The sequence below is a fragment of the Pantoea sp. FN0305 genome (assembly GCF_050113845.1).
GTDB classification, from domain to species: Bacteria; Pseudomonadota; Gammaproteobacteria; order Enterobacterales; family Enterobacteriaceae; genus Mixta; species Mixta alhagi.
Genome location: NZ_JBNJSN010000001.1, coordinates 362381 through 377396 on the forward strand (window position 1 = coordinate 362381; position 15016 = coordinate 377396).

The 15016-nt window shown below is 53.9% G+C and carries 17 protein-coding genes; 13 read left to right on the forward strand and 4 right to left on the reverse strand.

All coding sequences use genetic code 11. The features are described from left to right. Positions 1–6: 6 nt before the first annotated feature. On the reverse strand, positions 7–990 hold the full coding sequence (locus tag ACQE3Y_RS01725) for an aldo/keto reductase (RefSeq protein WP_426971857.1): 984 nt from the start codon (positions 988–990) through the stop codon (positions 7–9). Positions 991–1087: 97 nt separating this feature from the next. Between ACQE3Y_RS01725 and ACQE3Y_RS01730 the strand changes: the two genes are divergently transcribed. The 6 genes from ACQE3Y_RS01730 to hisP all read left to right on the forward strand — a co-directional run bounded on the left by ACQE3Y_RS01730 (position 1088) and on the right by hisP (position 5926). Further along, a complete protein-coding gene (locus ACQE3Y_RS01730) occupies positions 1088–1993 on the forward strand; it encodes a LysR family transcriptional regulator (protein WP_426980736.1) in 906 nt (301 codons plus the stop codon). Between the two features lie 59 nt (positions 1994–2052). Continuing rightward, a complete protein-coding gene (locus ACQE3Y_RS01735; RefSeq protein WP_250650458.1) occupies positions 2053–2622 on the forward strand; it encodes a UbiX family flavin prenyltransferase in 570 nt (189 codons plus the stop codon). A gap of 273 nt (positions 2623–2895) precedes the next feature. Beyond that, positions 2896–3672, forward strand: a complete 777-nt coding sequence (gene argT, locus ACQE3Y_RS01740) for a lysine/arginine/ornithine ABC transporter substrate-binding protein ArgT (RefSeq protein ID WP_250650457.1) — start codon at positions 2896–2898, stop codon at positions 3670–3672. A 72-nt stretch (positions 3673–3744) separates the two neighbouring features. Further along, positions 3745–4431: a histidine ABC transporter permease HisQ gene (locus tag ACQE3Y_RS01745; protein ID WP_250650456.1), complete on the forward strand. Its 687-nt coding sequence runs from the start codon at positions 3745–3747 to the stop codon at positions 4429–4431. Then, the gene (locus ACQE3Y_RS01750) at positions 4428–5144 is read left to right on the forward strand and encodes an ABC transporter permease (protein ID WP_250650455.1); all 717 of its coding nucleotides are present in this window, start codon (positions 4428–4430) and stop codon (positions 5142–5144) included. The genes ACQE3Y_RS01745 and ACQE3Y_RS01750 overlap by 4 nt, the downstream gene beginning before the upstream one ends. Positions 5145–5152: 8 nt before the next feature. Next, positions 5153–5926 (forward strand): histidine ABC transporter ATP-binding protein HisP, encoded by a 774-nt coding sequence (gene hisP, locus ACQE3Y_RS01755; RefSeq protein WP_426971859.1) that lies wholly within the window; start codon positions 5153–5155, stop codon positions 5924–5926. A 61-nt stretch (positions 5927–5987) separates the two neighbouring features. On the opposite strand, the gene ACQE3Y_RS01760 is transcribed toward hisP, so the two are convergent. Then, a complete protein-coding gene (locus tag ACQE3Y_RS01760) occupies positions 5988–6878 on the reverse strand; it encodes a TIGR01777 family oxidoreductase (protein ID WP_426971860.1) in 891 nt (296 codons plus the stop codon). Positions 6879–6993: 115 nt separating this feature from the next. Between ACQE3Y_RS01760 and yfcF the strand changes: the two genes are divergently transcribed. Both yfcF and yfcD read left to right on the forward strand, forming a co-directional pair. Then, positions 6994–7635 (forward strand): glutathione transferase, encoded by a 642-nt coding sequence (gene yfcF, locus ACQE3Y_RS01765; RefSeq protein WP_426971861.1) that lies wholly within the window; start codon positions 6994–6996, stop codon positions 7633–7635. 118 nt (positions 7636–7753) lie between these two features. Next, a complete protein-coding gene (gene yfcD, locus ACQE3Y_RS01770; RefSeq protein ID WP_426971862.1) occupies positions 7754–8308 on the forward strand; it encodes an NUDIX hydrolase YfcD in 555 nt (184 codons plus the stop codon). A 4-nt stretch (positions 8309–8312) separates the two neighbouring features. Here the strand turns inward: yfcD and ACQE3Y_RS01775 are convergent, their stop codons facing one another. Further along, positions 8313–9332, reverse strand: a complete 1020-nt coding sequence (locus ACQE3Y_RS01775; protein ID WP_426971863.1) for a LacI family DNA-binding transcriptional regulator — start codon at positions 9330–9332, stop codon at positions 8313–8315. 234 nt (positions 9333–9566) lie between these two features. On the opposite strand from ACQE3Y_RS01775, the gene ACQE3Y_RS01780 reads away from it, so the two are divergent. The 5 genes from ACQE3Y_RS01780 (at position 9567) to ACQE3Y_RS01800 (ending at position 13652) form a co-directional block, all read left to right on the forward strand. After that, complete coding sequence (locus ACQE3Y_RS01780) at positions 9567–10010, forward strand: PTS sugar transporter subunit IIA (RefSeq protein WP_426971864.1); 444 nt, start codon at positions 9567–9569, stop codon at positions 10008–10010. A gap of 77 nt (positions 10011–10087) precedes the next feature. Beyond that, positions 10088–10360 carry a PTS sugar transporter subunit IIB gene (locus ACQE3Y_RS01785; protein ID WP_250650450.1) on the forward strand — a complete coding sequence of 91 codons (273 nt, stop codon included), beginning with the start codon at positions 10088–10090 and terminating at the stop codon, positions 10358–10360. A gap of 127 nt (positions 10361–10487) precedes the next feature. After that, a complete protein-coding gene (locus ACQE3Y_RS01790) occupies positions 10488–11879 on the forward strand; it encodes a PTS ascorbate transporter subunit IIC (protein WP_426980737.1) in 1392 nt (463 codons plus the stop codon). After that, complete coding sequence (locus ACQE3Y_RS01795) at positions 11876–12706, forward strand: transketolase (RefSeq protein ID WP_426971866.1); 831 nt, start codon at positions 11876–11878, stop codon at positions 12704–12706. Before ACQE3Y_RS01790 ends, ACQE3Y_RS01795 begins: the two co-directional genes overlap by 4 nt. Further along, on the forward strand, positions 12699–13652 hold the full coding sequence (locus tag ACQE3Y_RS01800) for a transketolase family protein (RefSeq protein ID WP_426971868.1): 954 nt from the start codon (positions 12699–12701) through the stop codon (positions 13650–13652). The genes ACQE3Y_RS01795 and ACQE3Y_RS01800 overlap by 8 nt, the downstream gene beginning before the upstream one ends. A gap of 46 nt (positions 13653–13698) precedes the next feature. Here ACQE3Y_RS01800 and ACQE3Y_RS01805 read toward each other — a convergent pair whose 3' ends face one another. Beyond that, positions 13699–14730, reverse strand: coding sequence for a hypothetical protein (locus ACQE3Y_RS01805; protein WP_426971870.1), 1032 nt, complete (start codon positions 14728–14730; stop codon positions 13699–13701). Positions 14731–15016: the final 286 nt, after the last annotated feature.

A 15016-nucleotide genomic window follows, 5' to 3' on the forward strand; every position in this document is an offset into this window, starting at 1 on the left:
AGTTGCTTACGCATCAAGACCTTTCATGCCTTCTGCGGTATAACGTTCGCCAGCTACCGGTAATGCCGTCACCGCCTCCCGTAATGCTGTTAGCTCTTGCGGGCTTAACGTTACCTTGAGCGCCGCCGCATTCTCCTGCAAATGCAGGCGATTACAGGTGCCGGGAATGGGAATAATGTCTTCTCCCTGCGCCAGCAGCCAGGCAAGGGTAATCTGGGCGGCGGTACACGCTTTTTCTGTCGCCAACGCAGCGATCACTTCAGCAAGCGGCTGGTTCCTGGCGATATTTTCCGGCTGAAAACGGGGCAGGCTGGCGCGGAAATCGCCGGGCACAAAGGTTGTCGTTGGCTGAAAGCGACCGGTTAAAAAGCCGCGCCCAAGCGGAGAGTAGGCCACCAGTCCGATACCCAGCTCCCGGCAGGTCGGCAGCACTGCGTTTTCTACCTCGCGTGTCCAGAGTGAATATTCCGTTTGAAGTGCCGCCACCGGATGAACTGCATGCGCCCGTTTTAGCGTGGCTGCACTAACTTCGCACAGGCCGATATGGGCAATTTTTCCTTCACGTACCAGCTGTGCCAGCGTTTCCATTGTCTCTTCCACCGGCGTTGCGCTATCCAGACGGTGAACGTAATAGAGATCGATCTGCTCAATGCCCAAACGTCGCAGCGAAGCTTCACAGCTGCGGCGGGCATAGTCCGCGCTGTTATCGATATGGCGACGGTATTCCCCCGGCTGGCGCACAATGCCGAACTTGGTCGCAATTTTTATCTGTTGCCGCCGGGAGGCCAGAAAGCGACCAATGATCTCTTCGTTGTGATAAGGACCATACATATCTGCCGTATCAAAGAAGTTAATTCCGCTATCCAGCGCCTGTTCCAGTACGCGCAGCGAGGCAGCGTCATCGCGCGGCCCGTAGAATTCGCTCATTCCCATGCAGCCCAGGCCCAGTGCAGAAACCTGCAGATTTTTTGTCAGCTGTCGTTGTTGCATTTTTGCTCCTCCTGTTGGTTGCAGGAAGTATCTGCTTTTCTCTATTGGCGAAGTAGCGTTAAAATCGGCGTTCCGTTTTCCATTTTTGAAAAACAAAATGTACGCCTCTATTCACTGGGATGATGCCCGGATATTTCTTGCCGTTGCCCGCTGCGGCACCTTAAGTCGTGCTGCAGATGAACTGCGCATCGGGATCGCCACGCTGTCGCGCCGTCTGGATCGGCTTGAAACCGCGCTGGGCGTACCGCTTTTCAGCCGCCATCAGACCGGCTATCGGCTGACCGATGATGGCGAAGCGCTGCTGGAACGGGCTGAAGCGCTGGAACATGCCGCGCTTGCTTTTGGCGAGGCGGCGCAAACCCAGGGCAAGGTGGCGGGAGTGGTAAGGCTGGCGACAGCGGAAAATCTGGCAAACCCGCTGATTATCCCTTCGCTGGGGGCGCTTTTCTCGCAGCATCCTGAACTGCGGGTAGAGGTCATCAGCGGCCTGGAAACGGTAAATCTGCACCGCCGCGATGCCGATTTGGCAGTACGCATGGTGCGCCCTGAAGCAGGTAATTTAACGATAAAACGCGTAGGCACGCTGGGCTTCGGCCTGTACGGGTCAGCCTCTTATCTGACCACCCGGCGCTTCGATAAAGAGAACGCCGCTTTCGAGCATGATGATTTTATTGGCTGGGCGGAAACGCATCATCATCTGCCTGCAGCAAAATGGCTTTTACGTACCTTGCGCGGGCGTCCCTGTCGGCTGGAAACCAATACGCTGGCGGCACAGCTTTCCGCCGCCGTTGCCGGGATGGGTTTAGCGCTGCTGCCTCATTTTCTGGCGCAGCGGGCAGGGTTGCATTGTCTGCTGGCGGAGCCGGGCGTTGAGCAGCCGGTGTGGCTGGTAATGCATGCCGATCTGGCGCATTCGCGTCGGGTCAGGGTGGTAGCCGATCACCTTATTCATCTTTTTGCTGCACAGGCAGAGGTGCTAAAGGGCGTCGCGTTAACGGTTTGATTGTAATCTTGTGGGCGGGCGTCCAAACTTAACCTCCCACCAATAAGGAAAGTATTTTCATGAAAAGAGTGATCGTTGGCATTTCCGGCGCCAGCGGCGTCATTTACGGCGTTCGCATGTTACAGCTTTTAAAGCCGCTGCCGGAAATTGAAACGCACCTGGTGATGAGCAATGCCGCCCGCCAAACGCTGGCGCTGGAGACAGATTTTACCCTGCGCGAAGTTCAGGGATTTGCCGATGTGGTGCATGATGTGCGTGATATCGCTGCCAGCATCTCTTCCGGTTCGTTTAAAACCGCAGGGATGGCAATTTTACCCTGTTCGATGAAAACGCTCTCCGGCATCGTTAACAGCTATAGCGATGGGCTGCTGACGCGAGCCGCCGACGTGGTACTGAAAGAGCGCCGACGCCTTGTGTTGTGTGTGCGGGAAACGCCGCTGCATCTGGGACATCTGCGGATGATGACCGCTGCCGCCGAGCTGGGCGCCGTTGTGATGCCGCCAGTGCCAGCCTTTTATCATCGCCCGCAGAGCCTGATGGAGGTAGTCGATCAAACGCTGAATCGCGTACTCGATCAGTTTGATATTACTCTGCCGGAAGATCTGTTCACGCGCTGGCAGGGTGCATAACCTCACATAAAATGTTCTGTTTTGGTGCATTAATCCGGCCTGGATCACTTTTCGTGCAGGTCATGCACCAAAACGTAACAATGTCGCTTTTTCCTCTTTTCAAGCCTGCTATATTTCATTCACAAACGAAGCGCTTATGTCCGTTTTTTGCTGCCGTGAAGGCCAGACGTCATTCATGCCGCAGCATTGTAAACTGGCATGAAAAGTGCAGTTTCCTGAAAGCAAACCTGTCACATCTCACATAACTATAAGCTCTTCACTTGAGGATAACCCATGAAAAAGCGAGTTTTGGCTCTCTCTTTGCTGCTGGCTTTCGCAGGCACTGTCGGCGCTGCCGTACCGAAAACGCTGCGTATCGGTAACGATCCCACCTATCCGCCGTTTGAATCGAAAAATGCGCAGGGCGAGCTGGTCGGTTTTGATATCGATCTGGCCAATGAGATCTGCAAACGTATTGAGGCTCGCTGTACCTATGTGGAGAGCGATTTTGATGCGCTGATCCCCTCGCTGAAGGCGAAGAAAATTGATTTTATTATCTCTTCGCTCTCTATCACTGAAAAGCGTCAGCAGGAGATCGCCTTCTCTGACAAGCTTTATGCCGCTAACTCGCGGCTGGTAGCGCCAAAAGGCGCAAAACTGGAGCCAACGCCGGAGTCGTTAAAAGGGAAAAATATCGGCCTGCTGCAGGGCACCACCCAGGAAACCTATGCGAATCAGTACTGGCGTCCGAAAGGCGTTACCATCACGCCTTACGCTAATCAGGATCTGGTCTATCAGGATCTGAATGCGGGCCGCATCGATGCCGCTTTCCAGGATGAAGTGCAGGCGAGCGAAGGCTTTCTGAAACAGCCGGTGGGCAAAGATTACGCCTTTGCCGGTCCGGCAGTAAAAGATGACAAAATCTTTGGCGTCGGCACCGGTATCGGGCTGCGCAAAGAAGATAGCGAACTGAAGGCGGCCATTGATAAAGCCTTTGCTGAAATGCGCAAAGATGGCACCTATGACAAGATCGCGAAAAAGTATTTTGATTTTAACGTTTACGGTAATTAATCGCCGACCGTTATGGCCGCTTGCTTAGCGCGAGCGGCATTTTGTTTCTTCTGTTACGCCAGGATTTCGTTGATGCTGTATGGCTATTCTGAAGTTATCTTGCGCGGCGCGCTGGTGACGCTGGAGCTGGCGCTCAGCTCGGTATTGCTCGCGGTGATTTTAGGTCTGGTGGGCGCTGGCGCACGCCTGTCGCGCCATCGTCCGCTGGCGCTGCTGTCTGAGGCTTATACCACGCTGATACGCGGCGTGCCCGATCTGGTGTTGATGCTGCTGATCTTTTATGGTCTGCAGATCGCACTCAACCAAATTACCACCATGCTGGGGATCGCGCAGTTTGATATCGATCCGATGGCGGCCGGGGTGATCACTCTCGGCTTCATCTATGGTGCCTATTTTACCGAAACCTTCCGTGGCGCTTTTATGGCGGTACCGAAAGGGCAGATAGAAGCGGCAACCGCCTTTGGCTTTACCGGCTCGCAGGTATTTCGCCGCATTCTTTTCCCTTCCATGATGCGTTTTGCGCTGCCCGGCATCGGCAACAACTGGCAGGTGGTGCTGAAAGCCACGGCGCTGGTTTCGCTGCTGGGGCTGGAGGATGTGGTAAAAGCGACCCAGCTGGCTGGCAAAAGCACCTGGCAGCCGTTCTGGTTCGCCCTTGTCGCCGGCATTATCTATCTGCTGTTCACTACCTTATCAAACGGCGTACTGTGGTGGCTGGAGCGTCGCTATTCCGTTGGCGTGAAGAAGGCCGAGCTATGATCGAGATTTTACAGGAATACTGGAAAGCGCTGCTCTGGACCGACGGCTATCGCTTCACCGGCGTGGCAATTACGCTGTGGCTGTTAATCCTTTCGGTGACCGTCGGCGGTGCCCTGGCGGTGCTGCTGGCTATCGCGCGCGTTTCGCCAAACAGAGCGGTGCGCGCGCCGGTATGGTTTTTTACGTATATTTTTCGCGGCACGCCGCTCTATGTGCAACTGCTGATCATCTATTCCGGCATGTATACGCTGGAAGTGGTCAAGGGATCGGAGCTGCTCAGCGCCTTTTTCCGCAGCGGTCTGAACTGTACGCTGCTGGCTTTTACGCTGAATACCTGCGCTTACACCACCGAGATTTTTGCTGGTGCGATTCGCTCCGTCCCGCATGGAGAAATTGAGGCGGCGCGCGCCTATGGTTTCTCTACTTTTAAGCTCTATCGCTGCATTATTCTGCCTGCGGCGCTGCGTATCGCACTGCCTGCCTACAGCAATGAAGTGATCTTAATGCTGCACTCAACGGCGCTGGCCTTTACCGCCACCGTTCCCGATCTGCTGAAAATCGCGCGTGATATCAATGCCGCAACCTATCAGCCGTTTACCGCCTTTGGCATTGCGGCAGTGATCTATTTAGTGATTTCGTACGTGCTGATTAGCCTGTTCCGCAAGGCGGAAAAACGCTGGCTGGCGCACCTTAAACCTTCATCGTCCCACTGAGTACGACTATGGCTGAAAATAAACTCAACGTTACCGAACTGCACAAACGCTATGGTGAGCATGAGGTGTTAAAAGGCGTATCGCTCCAGGCAAACGCCGGTGATGTGATTACCATTATCGGATCGTCCGGCTCCGGGAAAAGCACCTTCCTGCGCTGTATAAACTTTCTGGAAAAGCCCAGCGAAGGATCGATTGCGGTCAATAACCAGCCTATAAAGCTGGTGCGTGACGGTGACGGGCAGCTGAAAGTCGCCAATAAAGAGCAGCTGCGCCTGCTGCGTACGCGTCTCACCATGGTATTTCAGCACTTTAATCTCTGGAACCATATGACGGTGCTGGAGAATGTCATGGAAGCGCCGATTCAGGTGCTGGGATTGAGCAAGACCGAGGCGCGGGAACGCGCGCTGCGCTATCTCAATAAGGTGGGCATTGACGAGCGCGCTCAGGCGAAGTATCCGGTCAACCTCTCCGGCGGTCAGCAACAGCGCGTTTCCATTGCCCGTGCGCTGGCGATGGAGCCGGATGTGCTGCTGTTTGATGAGCCAACCTCAGCGCTTGATCCTGAACTGGTGGGCGAAGTGCTGCGCATTATGCAGAAGCTGGCGGAAGAGGGGAAAACCATGGTAGTGGTCACGCACGAAATGGAGTTTGCCCGCCATGTCTCCAGCCACGTTATTTTTCTGCATCAGGGCAAAATAGAAGAGGAAGGGCCGCCAGAGACGCTTTTCAGCCAACCGAAAAGCGCGCGTCTCCAGCAGTTTCTTTCCGGCGTGCTGAAATAGCCTGGCAGGGGCGTTATAAGCGGATAGCTCTGCGCCGGTCAGCCGTTTTTTATCAGGGTGTTTATATGACGTCGGCCAGCGCCTTATCCAGCTCATACCAGCGGAAGCGGAAGCCGGATGCCTCCAGCCGCTGGGGCAACACATGCTGTCCGCCCAGCACCAGCACCGAGGATTCCCCCATCAGCAGCTTTATTGCGCTGGCCGGCGTGCGTATCAGCGCCGGGCGATGCATCACCTTACCCAGCGTGGCGGCAAACTGTTCGTTGCGTACCGCATACGGCGCAACCATATTGAAAGGCCCCTGCAACGGATGGTCCAGCAGCCAGAGAATGCCGCTCAGCATATCCTCCAGGTGGATCCACGGCAGAAACTGACGTCCGTTGCCGATGGGACCGCCGAGGCCCAGCAGAAAGGGTTTTTTCATCTGCGCCAGCGCGCCGCCCTCTTTTGCCAGTACGACGCCCGTGCGCAGCAGGCAAACGCGGGTACGATCGCTGGCGGCGGTCATCGCCAGCGCTTCCCAGCGGGCGCAAAGCTGATGGGTAAACTCATCGTGACCGCTATCCTCTTCGGTTAATACTGACTCGCCAGCATTGCCATAATAACCGGTGGCCGAACCGGAAATCAGTACTGCAGGCGGCTCGCTGCTGGCGTTGATTAATGAGGCCAGCCGCTCGGTGATTTGCCAGCGGCTTTCACACAGCAGCTGCTTGTGCTGTGGCGTCCAGCGTTTGCTGGCAATGGGCTCGCCGGCAAGGTTGATCACCGCATCGATGCCGTTGAGATCGCGCTGTTGATTAAGCCCGGACCAGATACTGACCTGCGGGCCAAGCAGATCGCGCGCCGCCTCGACGTTACGCGTTACTACGCTGACGCGATCGCCACGCGCCAGCAGATGCGTCACCAGATGACGCCCAATCAGGCCGGTAGCGCCGGTAATTAATATTTGCATGCCAGGCCTCATCCCTGTTTTATCACTCTTTATTCAGCATAGAAGAGAACCTTTACAGTGGTGCTATTATCGATTGGCCAAATATACCGATCGTTAACTCGCAGGAGAGAACCGCATGCAATACCCTACAATTAAGCTGTGGTCAGATGCTCATTGCTACAGTCCCTGGGTGATGTCCGTTTATGTCGCCCTGAGGGAAAAAGCACTACCTTTTACGCTACAGCGAGTCGATCTGGCACATGCCGCACATCTGACCAAAGAGTATGCGGCCATTTCGCTGACCCGCCGCGTTCCTGCGTTGGCGCTGGATAGTCTGTATCTCAGCGAATCCTCAGCGATTATTGAATATCTGGAAGAGTGTTTTCCTGCGCCCGACTATGAACGTCTCTATCCACACGATCGCGAGAAACGCGCCCGTGCGCGCGAACTGCAGGCGTGGCTGCGCAGCGATTTTATGCCGCTCCGTCAGGAACGCCCTACAGAAGTTATCTTTGCCGGTGAAAAATATTCACCGCTTAGCGAGGAAGCGCGCCAGAGCGCCGCTAAACTTATCGAAGGCGCGCAACGTTTGCTGAGCGCAGGGCAACAGAACCTGTTTGGCGAATGGTCTATTGCTGATACCGACCTGGCTATTATGCTGAATCGTCTGGCTTTGCATGGTGATGAATTGCCGGAAAATCTGGCGCAATACGCCTGGTTTCAGTGGCAGCGCGCCTCGGTTCAGCTGTGGCTGGGAGAGTCGGTTAAAAAAGGCTAATCGCCCGGCTTGCGTCCGGCAGGCGAAGCCTTTAAGTTATGGCGGTTTGCGTCAACGTAACGCAAAACCTGTGGGAAATATCATCGCGCAATGGGCGCCAGAACGAAAAGGGTTACTGATGGTGGAGCAAGGTCAGGATGCCGGCACTGAATGGGTAGATATCGTTAACGAAGATAACGAAGTTATCGCTCAGTCCAGCCGTGCCCAGATGCGGGCACAACATTTGCGTCATCGCGCTACCTATATAGTGGTGCACGACGGCATGGGTAATATTCTGGTGCAGCGCCGAACGGAAACGAAAGATTTTCTGCCCGGCATGCTGGATGCGTGCGCAGGCGGCGTGGTGCAAAGCGGGGAAGGGTATCTGGAGTCTGCACGTCGTGAGGCAGAAGAGGAGTTGGGTATCGCTGCCGTGCCGTTCGCCGAACATGGTCAGTTCTATTTTGAAGATGAACACTGCCGCGTCTGGGGCGCGCTGTTCAGCTGCGTTTCTCACGGCCCGTTTGCCATGCAGCCGGAAGAAGTGGTTGAGGTTTTCTGGCTGACCCCGGAAGAGATCACCGCCCGCTGTGATGAATTCACCTCCGATTCGCTGAAGGCGCTATCGCTGTGGCTCAGCCGCAACGCCAATAACGAACCGGCCAGGCAGGAAAAACAGGTCAAGGCGGAATAATTCCTCAGCAGCTATCCCGCAAACATAAACTGGAAGCGATCGGTTGCCGATCGCTCCACTCCTCATGGTTTAAACGCGCCAGCAGTACGCGTCCCGCCTCGATACCAATTTTGCGATGCGGCACCGCGATGGTGGTTAACGGCGGCTGACAAACGCGGCTGACATCGCTGTCGCCAAAACCCACCACCGCCAGCTCGTCCGGCACTTTGATCCGTCGGCGCTGGCATTCATACAGCGCACCGCAGGCCAACTCGTCGGAAACGCAGACCAGCGCGTCCAGTTCTGGCCACGCCAGTAAAAATTCCGGTAGCTGAGAGGCGCCGGTGGAAAAATTAGGCGGAAGCGCCGCGTTGATCACGCGATGGGGCGATAAATGATGGCGCAGCATCGCTTTATACCAGCCCTGCAGATGCTGCTGAAAAATCCACTGTTCCTGATTAGCGCAGAGCATGCCGATATTCTGGTAACCGCGCTGGATAAGCATGTCGGTGAGTTCGTACATTGCGGCAACGTTATCAATGCCAATATTCATATCAACAGGATCGGCGCGTATTGCGCCTATTTCCATCACCGGGATCGCGGCGTTGTGCAGCCAGTGGCGCACGGTATCGCTGTGCTCAACGCTCAACAAAACTGCGGCGGCAATATTGGAAGCGAGTAGCGTTTCCAGCAGCTTCTCTTCCTGTTCAAGACGATGGCGCGATTCCGCCAGCATAATCTGATATCCGGCAGGCTGTAGCGCCTGTTGCAGCCCGGCAAACATCTCCGGGCAGCCCGCCTCGGCAAGGTTGGGCACCACCATGGCGATGGTTCTGGATGAGGCTGATGCCAACGCGCTGGCGGCAAGATTGGGCATATATCCCAGCGTCTGCACCGCAGCGTCAATTTTTTCACGTAATTTATCGGAAACCTGTTCAGGCGTACGTAACGCACGGGATACGGTCATGGTGCCCACACCGGCAAGCTGAGCCACATCAGCAAGCGTGACTTTACCGGTACTGCGCCGTTTTCGGGTTAGAGACATACACATTCCTGCTGACCAGACGCTGAGTGTCTTCCTTCGCTTCACATAGCAGAGAGTATACGCCTTAAGCCTCTTTGCTTACTGTGAATTCCTGCCAGGATTACGCTTTGATAGCGCTATCACAATTTTGCATGATACTTTTTGGTAGCGCTATCTTTGTGATTATTATCACGGTTAACAATTGTTGCCTTGCATAAAGTTTGTTCATCTTGTGCTAAACGGCGGAACAGAAAAGTGCTTAAACAATGGCTGCATGACGCCACCATCAGGCTACAGGAGAGCGTAGAAGCATGGCCGCAGGCGCTGGAACTCGCGGCCAGGCCGTTGCTGGAGGCCGGAGTCATCACACCCAATTACGTTACGGCAATGATTGAGCAGCATCGCCAGCTGGGACCTTATTATGTGCTGGCACCCGGGCTGGCGATGCCGCATGCCAGACCGGAAGAGGGAGCAAAAGGATTAGGGCTATCGCTGCTCAAGCTAAAACGCGGCGTAGCCTTTAAGTCTGAAGCCTTTGACCCGGTAGATCTGATAGTAATGCTCGCGGCGCCTGATAAACATAGCCATATTGAAATGATATCTGCGCTGGCGGAATTGTTTTCCAGCGATAAGGATATGGAACAATTACATCAGGCGAAAAGCGTGGAGGATATTAAAAAGATTATCGAACGCTTCTGAATTCACTTCGCATTTCGATTTTAAATACATTACGCGCCAGCGTGGTGGGGGCCTCTCTACTCAAAAAGGTGGTAAACATGAAAATCATGGCTATTTGCGGTTCCGGTCTTGGCAGCAGTTTTATGATCGAAATGAATATTAAAAAAGTACTGAAAAAACTAAGCAGAGAGGCGGAGGTAGAGCATGCCGATCTCTCTTCCGCAACGCCTGACGCGGCAGACCTGTTTGTTATGGCAAAGGATATCGCCGCCAGCGCCAGCGTGCCGGAAAGCAAGCTGGTGGTGATTAAGAACATTATCGATATCAATGAACTGGAAACGCAGCTGCGCGCCTGGTTCGACAAACAATAATCACAAAACATCAAAATTCAGGGTGCAGCAAGGCGGCAACCGAACGCTTCTTATGTTTTTAATCGGGTATATAACGCCAGCCAGGAAAAAGCAGCCTGAAAAATAAAATCTCTATAGCGAGGTGGATATGTTTATCCGGGAAACGCTGAATTTTATCGTTGATATTCTTAAAGTGCCCTCGGTGCTGGTGGGTTTAATTGCCTTAATTGGTTTGGTGGCACAGAAAAAGTCTTTTTCTGACGTTGTTAAGGGCACAATTAAAACTATTCTCGGCTTTATTGTGTTGGGCGGCGGCGCAACGGTGCTGGTCGGGTCATTAAATCCGCTGGGCGGTATGTTTGAACACGCCTTTAATATCCAGGGTATTATTCCCAATAACGAGGCCATTGTCTCTATTGCACTGGAAAAATATGGTGCCTCTACCGCGCTGATCATGGCATTCGGGATGGTGGCGAATATTATTGTCGCGCGCTTTACACGGCTGAAATATATTTTCCTGACCGGACATCACACTTTTTATATGGCCTGTATGATCAGCGTGATCCTGACCGTAGCCGGGTTCGGAGACGTTGGCCTGGTGTTTACCGGCTCGTTGATTTTAGGCCTGGTTATGGCCTTTTTCCCGGCGCTGGCGCAGCGTTATATGAAACGTATTACCGGCAGTGATGATATTGCGTTCGGTCATTTCGGCACGCTTGGCTACGTGCTTTCCGGCTGGATCGGCAGCAAGTGCGGTAAAGGCTCCCGATCCACCGAAGAGATGAACCTGCCGAAAAACCTCAGCTTCCTGCGCGATAGCTCAATTTCCATCTCTCTGACCATGATGATTATTTATCTGATTATGGCGGTAAGCGCGGGCAGAGAATATGTTGAAAGCCAGTTCAGCGGCGGTCAGCACTATCTGGTGTACGCCATTATCATGGCGATTACCTTCGCGGCGGGCGTGTTTATCATCCTGCAGGGCGTGCGTCTGATCCTGGCGGAAATCGTTCCGGCTTTTACCGGATTTTCGGAAAAGCTGGTGCCGAATGCGCGTCCTGCGCTGGACTGTCCGGTTGTCTATCCCTACGCCCCTAATGCGGTACTGATTGGCTTTCTGTTCAGCTTCCTTGGCGGTTTGGTGGGGTTATTTCTGTTGGGGCAGCTCAAACTGGTACTGATCTTACCAGGCGTGGTGCCGCACTTCTTTACCGGCGCGACGGCTGGCGTGTTTGGTAACGCCACCGGCGGACGGCGCGGGGCAATGGTTGGCGCATTCGCTAACGGGCTGCTGATTACCTTTCTGCCGGTTTTGCTGCTGCCGGTACTGGGCGCGATAGGCTTTGCCAATACCACCTTCTCAGACGCTGATTTTGGCGTAATCGGGATTGTGCTGGGTAATCTGGCGCGCTATCTGCCGCCGTTGGCCATTACGGGACTGGTAGTGGCGTTGTTCGTGCTGCTGGTGGCCTACAACCTGATGGCAAAAAACAGATCTGCGGACGGTAAGCCGCAGGAAAATAGCGGGGCTAAATCATGAATGTACAGGAAGTCACACAGCTGGCGCGCAATATTCGCATCGCCACGCTTAAATCTCTGACGCAGCTGGGTTTCGGTCATTATGGCGGCAGTATGTCGGTAGTGGAAACGCTGGCGGTATTGTACGGCGCGGTAATGAAAATCGACCCGGCAGATCCAGACTGGCCGGAGCGGGACTATTTTGTTCTGTCGAAAGGGCACGCCGGCCCGGCGTTATACAGCACATTAGCCATTAAAGGTTATTTTCCTGTTGAAGCGTTAAACACGCTAAACCAGAACGGCACCCGGCTTCCCAGTCACCCGGACCGACTGAAAACGCGCGGCGTTGATGCTACAACCGGCTCGCTGGGACAGGGGATCTCCATTGCCGGTGGCATGGCGCTGTCGCATAAGCTGGCGGGACGGTCAAATCGGGTGTTTTGCATCGTTGGTGACGGTGAGCTGAATGAAGGCCAGTGCTGGGAGGCATTTCAGTTTATCGCCCATCACCGCCTGAATAACCTGACGATATTTATCGACTGGAACAAACAGCAACTTGACGGCGAGCTGGACGAGATCATTTGCGCGTTTGACCTTGAAGGAAAATTCCGTGCCTTTGGCTTTGATGTGGTAACGGTAAAAGGCGATGACGTCGCCGGATTGCTGGAGCAGGTTCAGCCAGTTCCGGCTGCGGATGCCCGCCCACGCGTGGTGATCCTCGACAGTATTAAAGGGCAGGGCGTGCCCTGCCTTGAGCAGTTAAGTAACTCTCATCATCTGCGGCTGACGGATGAGATGAAACAGACGCTCCGGGAAACTATTCACCAACTGGAGGCGGCACATGATTAAGATTGCACCTGCAGGACAAAACGACGCGCCCGAGATGCGTAAGGTATATGCCAGCTTCGTAACGAAACAGATTGCGGCGGGAAGCTCTATTATCGCCCTTGAGGCGGATCTGATGAGTTCAATGGCGATGGATAGCGTGGCGCGGGCCTGGCCGCAGCAGGTTATCAACTGCGGCATCATGGAGGCCAATGTTATAGGCATTGCCGCAGGGCTGTCGCTGACGGGACGAAAGCCTTTCGTACACACTTTTACTGCTTTTGCCAGCCGTCGCTGCTTTGACCAGTTATTTATGGCGCTGGATTACGCACGTAATAATGTGAAGGTCATTGCATCGGATGCCGGCATCACCGCCTGCCACAACGGCGGTACGCATATGTCGTTTGAGGATATGGGCATTGTGCGCGGGCTGGCCCATTCGGTGGTGCTGGAGGTCACAGACGCAGTAATGTTTGACGATCTGCTGCATCAGCTTATCGATTTGGACGGTTTTTATTGGGTGCGTACCATCCGCAAACAGGCACCCGCCGTATATGCGCCAGGCTCAACGTTTACTATCGGCAAGGGCAATGTGTTACGTGATGGCGAAGATATTACCCTGATCGCCAACGGTATTATGGTAACAGAAGCGCTGGAGGCGGCGCGGCAGCTGGAGCAGGAAGGCATCAGCGCCGCAGTGATCGATATGTTTACTCTAAAACCTGTGGATCGCATGCTGATAAAAAACTATGCCGGTAAAACCGGGCGTATTGTGACCTGTGAAAACCACAGTATCCATAACGGGCTGGGTTCGGCAGTAGCGGAAGTGCTGGTAGAAACCTGTCCGGTGCCGATGCGGCGCGTTGGCGTGAAGGAGCGCTACGGTCAGGTAGGCACGCAGGCGTTTTTACAACAGGAATATGGCCTGACGGCGCAGGATATTGTTTTAGCCGCGCGTGAACTGCTCTAATAAAAAAGGCGGGAGAGTCTCCCGCCTTTTTACTCACTGAGGGTATTTAATCGCGTTTTGTAGGGCGCTGATTGCTCAGTACCTGACGCGGCTGAGTACGACGACCGACCATACCCATGACGCCTGCCAGAATCGCTTCGATAATCAGCATAAAGAAGGCGAACCAGCTGGCTTTAGCGGTTGCTTCTGCAGCTTTGTCCGCAGTTTCACGCGCTTTCTGTTCTGCCTGCTGTTTTAGCTCATTATATTTCTGACGCGCCTGCTGATAGGTTTGTTCCGTTTGAGTAACAATCTGTTCAGCTTCGGCATCAGATTTACCGGTACGTGCCTGAATAATATTTTTCAGTGCCTCACGGTCGGCAGCCTGTAACGTGTCCTGATTACTGTTAATTACGCCTTTAATCCAGTTAGCAATATCCGTATCGGCATTCTGTGGATTATTTGCCGTGGCCTGCGCCTGATTCTGCGCACTGTTTGCCGCATTTTGCGCATCGTTTTGCAGGTTTTCCGGCTGCAGCTCAGGTTTACCCGTCTGACGCAGCGTGGTTTCTAATTCATTCTGCAAGTCATCGAGATTAATACCGCTTTCCTGCAGCTTATCACGCGCCATTTGCGTTGCCTGTGGAGCGACAGCGCTAATGCTGCTGCCGATCGCGCTCAGGCCGGCACCCATCACGTTCATGGCGCCGCTCATAGCGGAGTTAACCAGCATAATAGCCAGCCACAGACTAAACAGGGTATTCACGCCGAACATTAACAGACCATGCAGCATGCCTTCACGCTGCGCCAGACGTCCGCTAACCCAGGCACCCACGGCGATGGATACCAGCATGCTAAGGCCGGTCCAGATGGCCGCGCCGGTGCCGATGCCGTCCATCGGATTTTGCTCTTTCATCGGATCGATACTGGATGTGCCGATCGCCATTCCCAACAGCGATAATAATAAATGGACTAATACCGCAGCGATAACGCCGGCAAAGATAGCGCTCCATGAAATGCGCTTCAGCGGTACACCATTCACCGGTTCCACCCAGGCCGTATCGTGCCGGTTGCGGAGATGCTCAGGATGTTCACTCATAATATTTACTCCCTATGTTTATCTTTTAACCCGTTGCCACAGTATTAATTTTTCAACGTGCGTGAAAAATTTCGACACCTCTGTTTCAGGTAATTTAAGGCTAGTTAGGGAATGGGGATTTGACCAAAATAATTTCACAAATTGCGTAGAAAAATAAACGCGTCGGTTGCCGCTTCGCTTATTTTTTGTGGCGTCTCGCTTGTTATTTTATAATTCACGCGTTTGTCAATGCGCTTATTTATTGCGTTTTTAACGGGCGCATCCAGTCACAACAAACATTGTGTCG

Coding starts and splice junctions, on each gene's coding strand:
- ACQE3Y_RS01725 (WP_426971857.1), bottom strand. CDS start 990: ATGCAACAACGACAGCTGACAAAAAATCTGCAGGTTTCTGCACTGGGC.
- ACQE3Y_RS01730 (WP_426980736.1), top strand. CDS start 1,088: ATGTACGCCTCTATTCACTGGGATGATGCCCGGATATTTCTTGCCGTT.
- ACQE3Y_RS01735 (WP_250650458.1), top strand. CDS start 2,053: ATGAAAAGAGTGATCGTTGGCATTTCCGGCGCCAGCGGCGTCATTTAC.
- argT (WP_250650457.1), top strand. CDS start 2,896: ATGAAAAAGCGAGTTTTGGCTCTCTCTTTGCTGCTGGCTTTCGCAGGC.
- ACQE3Y_RS01745 (WP_250650456.1), top strand. CDS start 3,745: ATGCTGTATGGCTATTCTGAAGTTATCTTGCGCGGCGCGCTGGTGACG.
- ACQE3Y_RS01750 (WP_250650455.1), top strand. CDS start 4,428: ATGATCGAGATTTTACAGGAATACTGGAAAGCGCTGCTCTGGACCGAC.
- hisP (WP_426971859.1), top strand. CDS start 5,153: ATGGCTGAAAATAAACTCAACGTTACCGAACTGCACAAACGCTATGGT.
- ACQE3Y_RS01760 (WP_426971860.1), bottom strand. CDS start 6,878: ATGCAAATATTAATTACCGGCGCTACCGGCCTGATTGGGCGTCATCTG.
- yfcF (WP_426971861.1), top strand. CDS start 6,994: ATGCAATACCCTACAATTAAGCTGTGGTCAGATGCTCATTGCTACAGT.
- yfcD (WP_426971862.1), top strand. CDS start 7,754: ATGGTGGAGCAAGGTCAGGATGCCGGCACTGAATGGGTAGATATCGTT.
- ACQE3Y_RS01775 (WP_426971863.1), bottom strand. CDS start 9,332: ATGTCTCTAACCCGAAAACGGCGCAGTACCGGTAAAGTCACGCTTGCT.
- ACQE3Y_RS01785 (WP_250650450.1), top strand. CDS start 10,088: ATGAAAATCATGGCTATTTGCGGTTCCGGTCTTGGCAGCAGTTTTATG.
- ACQE3Y_RS01790 (WP_426980737.1), top strand. CDS start 10,488: ATGTTTATCCGGGAAACGCTGAATTTTATCGTTGATATTCTTAAAGTG.
- ACQE3Y_RS01795 (WP_426971866.1), top strand. CDS start 11,876: ATGAATGTACAGGAAGTCACACAGCTGGCGCGCAATATTCGCATCGCC.
- ACQE3Y_RS01800 (WP_426971868.1), top strand. CDS start 12,699: ATGATTAAGATTGCACCTGCAGGACAAAACGACGCGCCCGAGATGCGT.
- ACQE3Y_RS01805 (WP_426971870.1), bottom strand. CDS start 14,730: ATGAGTGAACATCCTGAGCATCTCCGCAACCGGCACGATACGGCCTGG.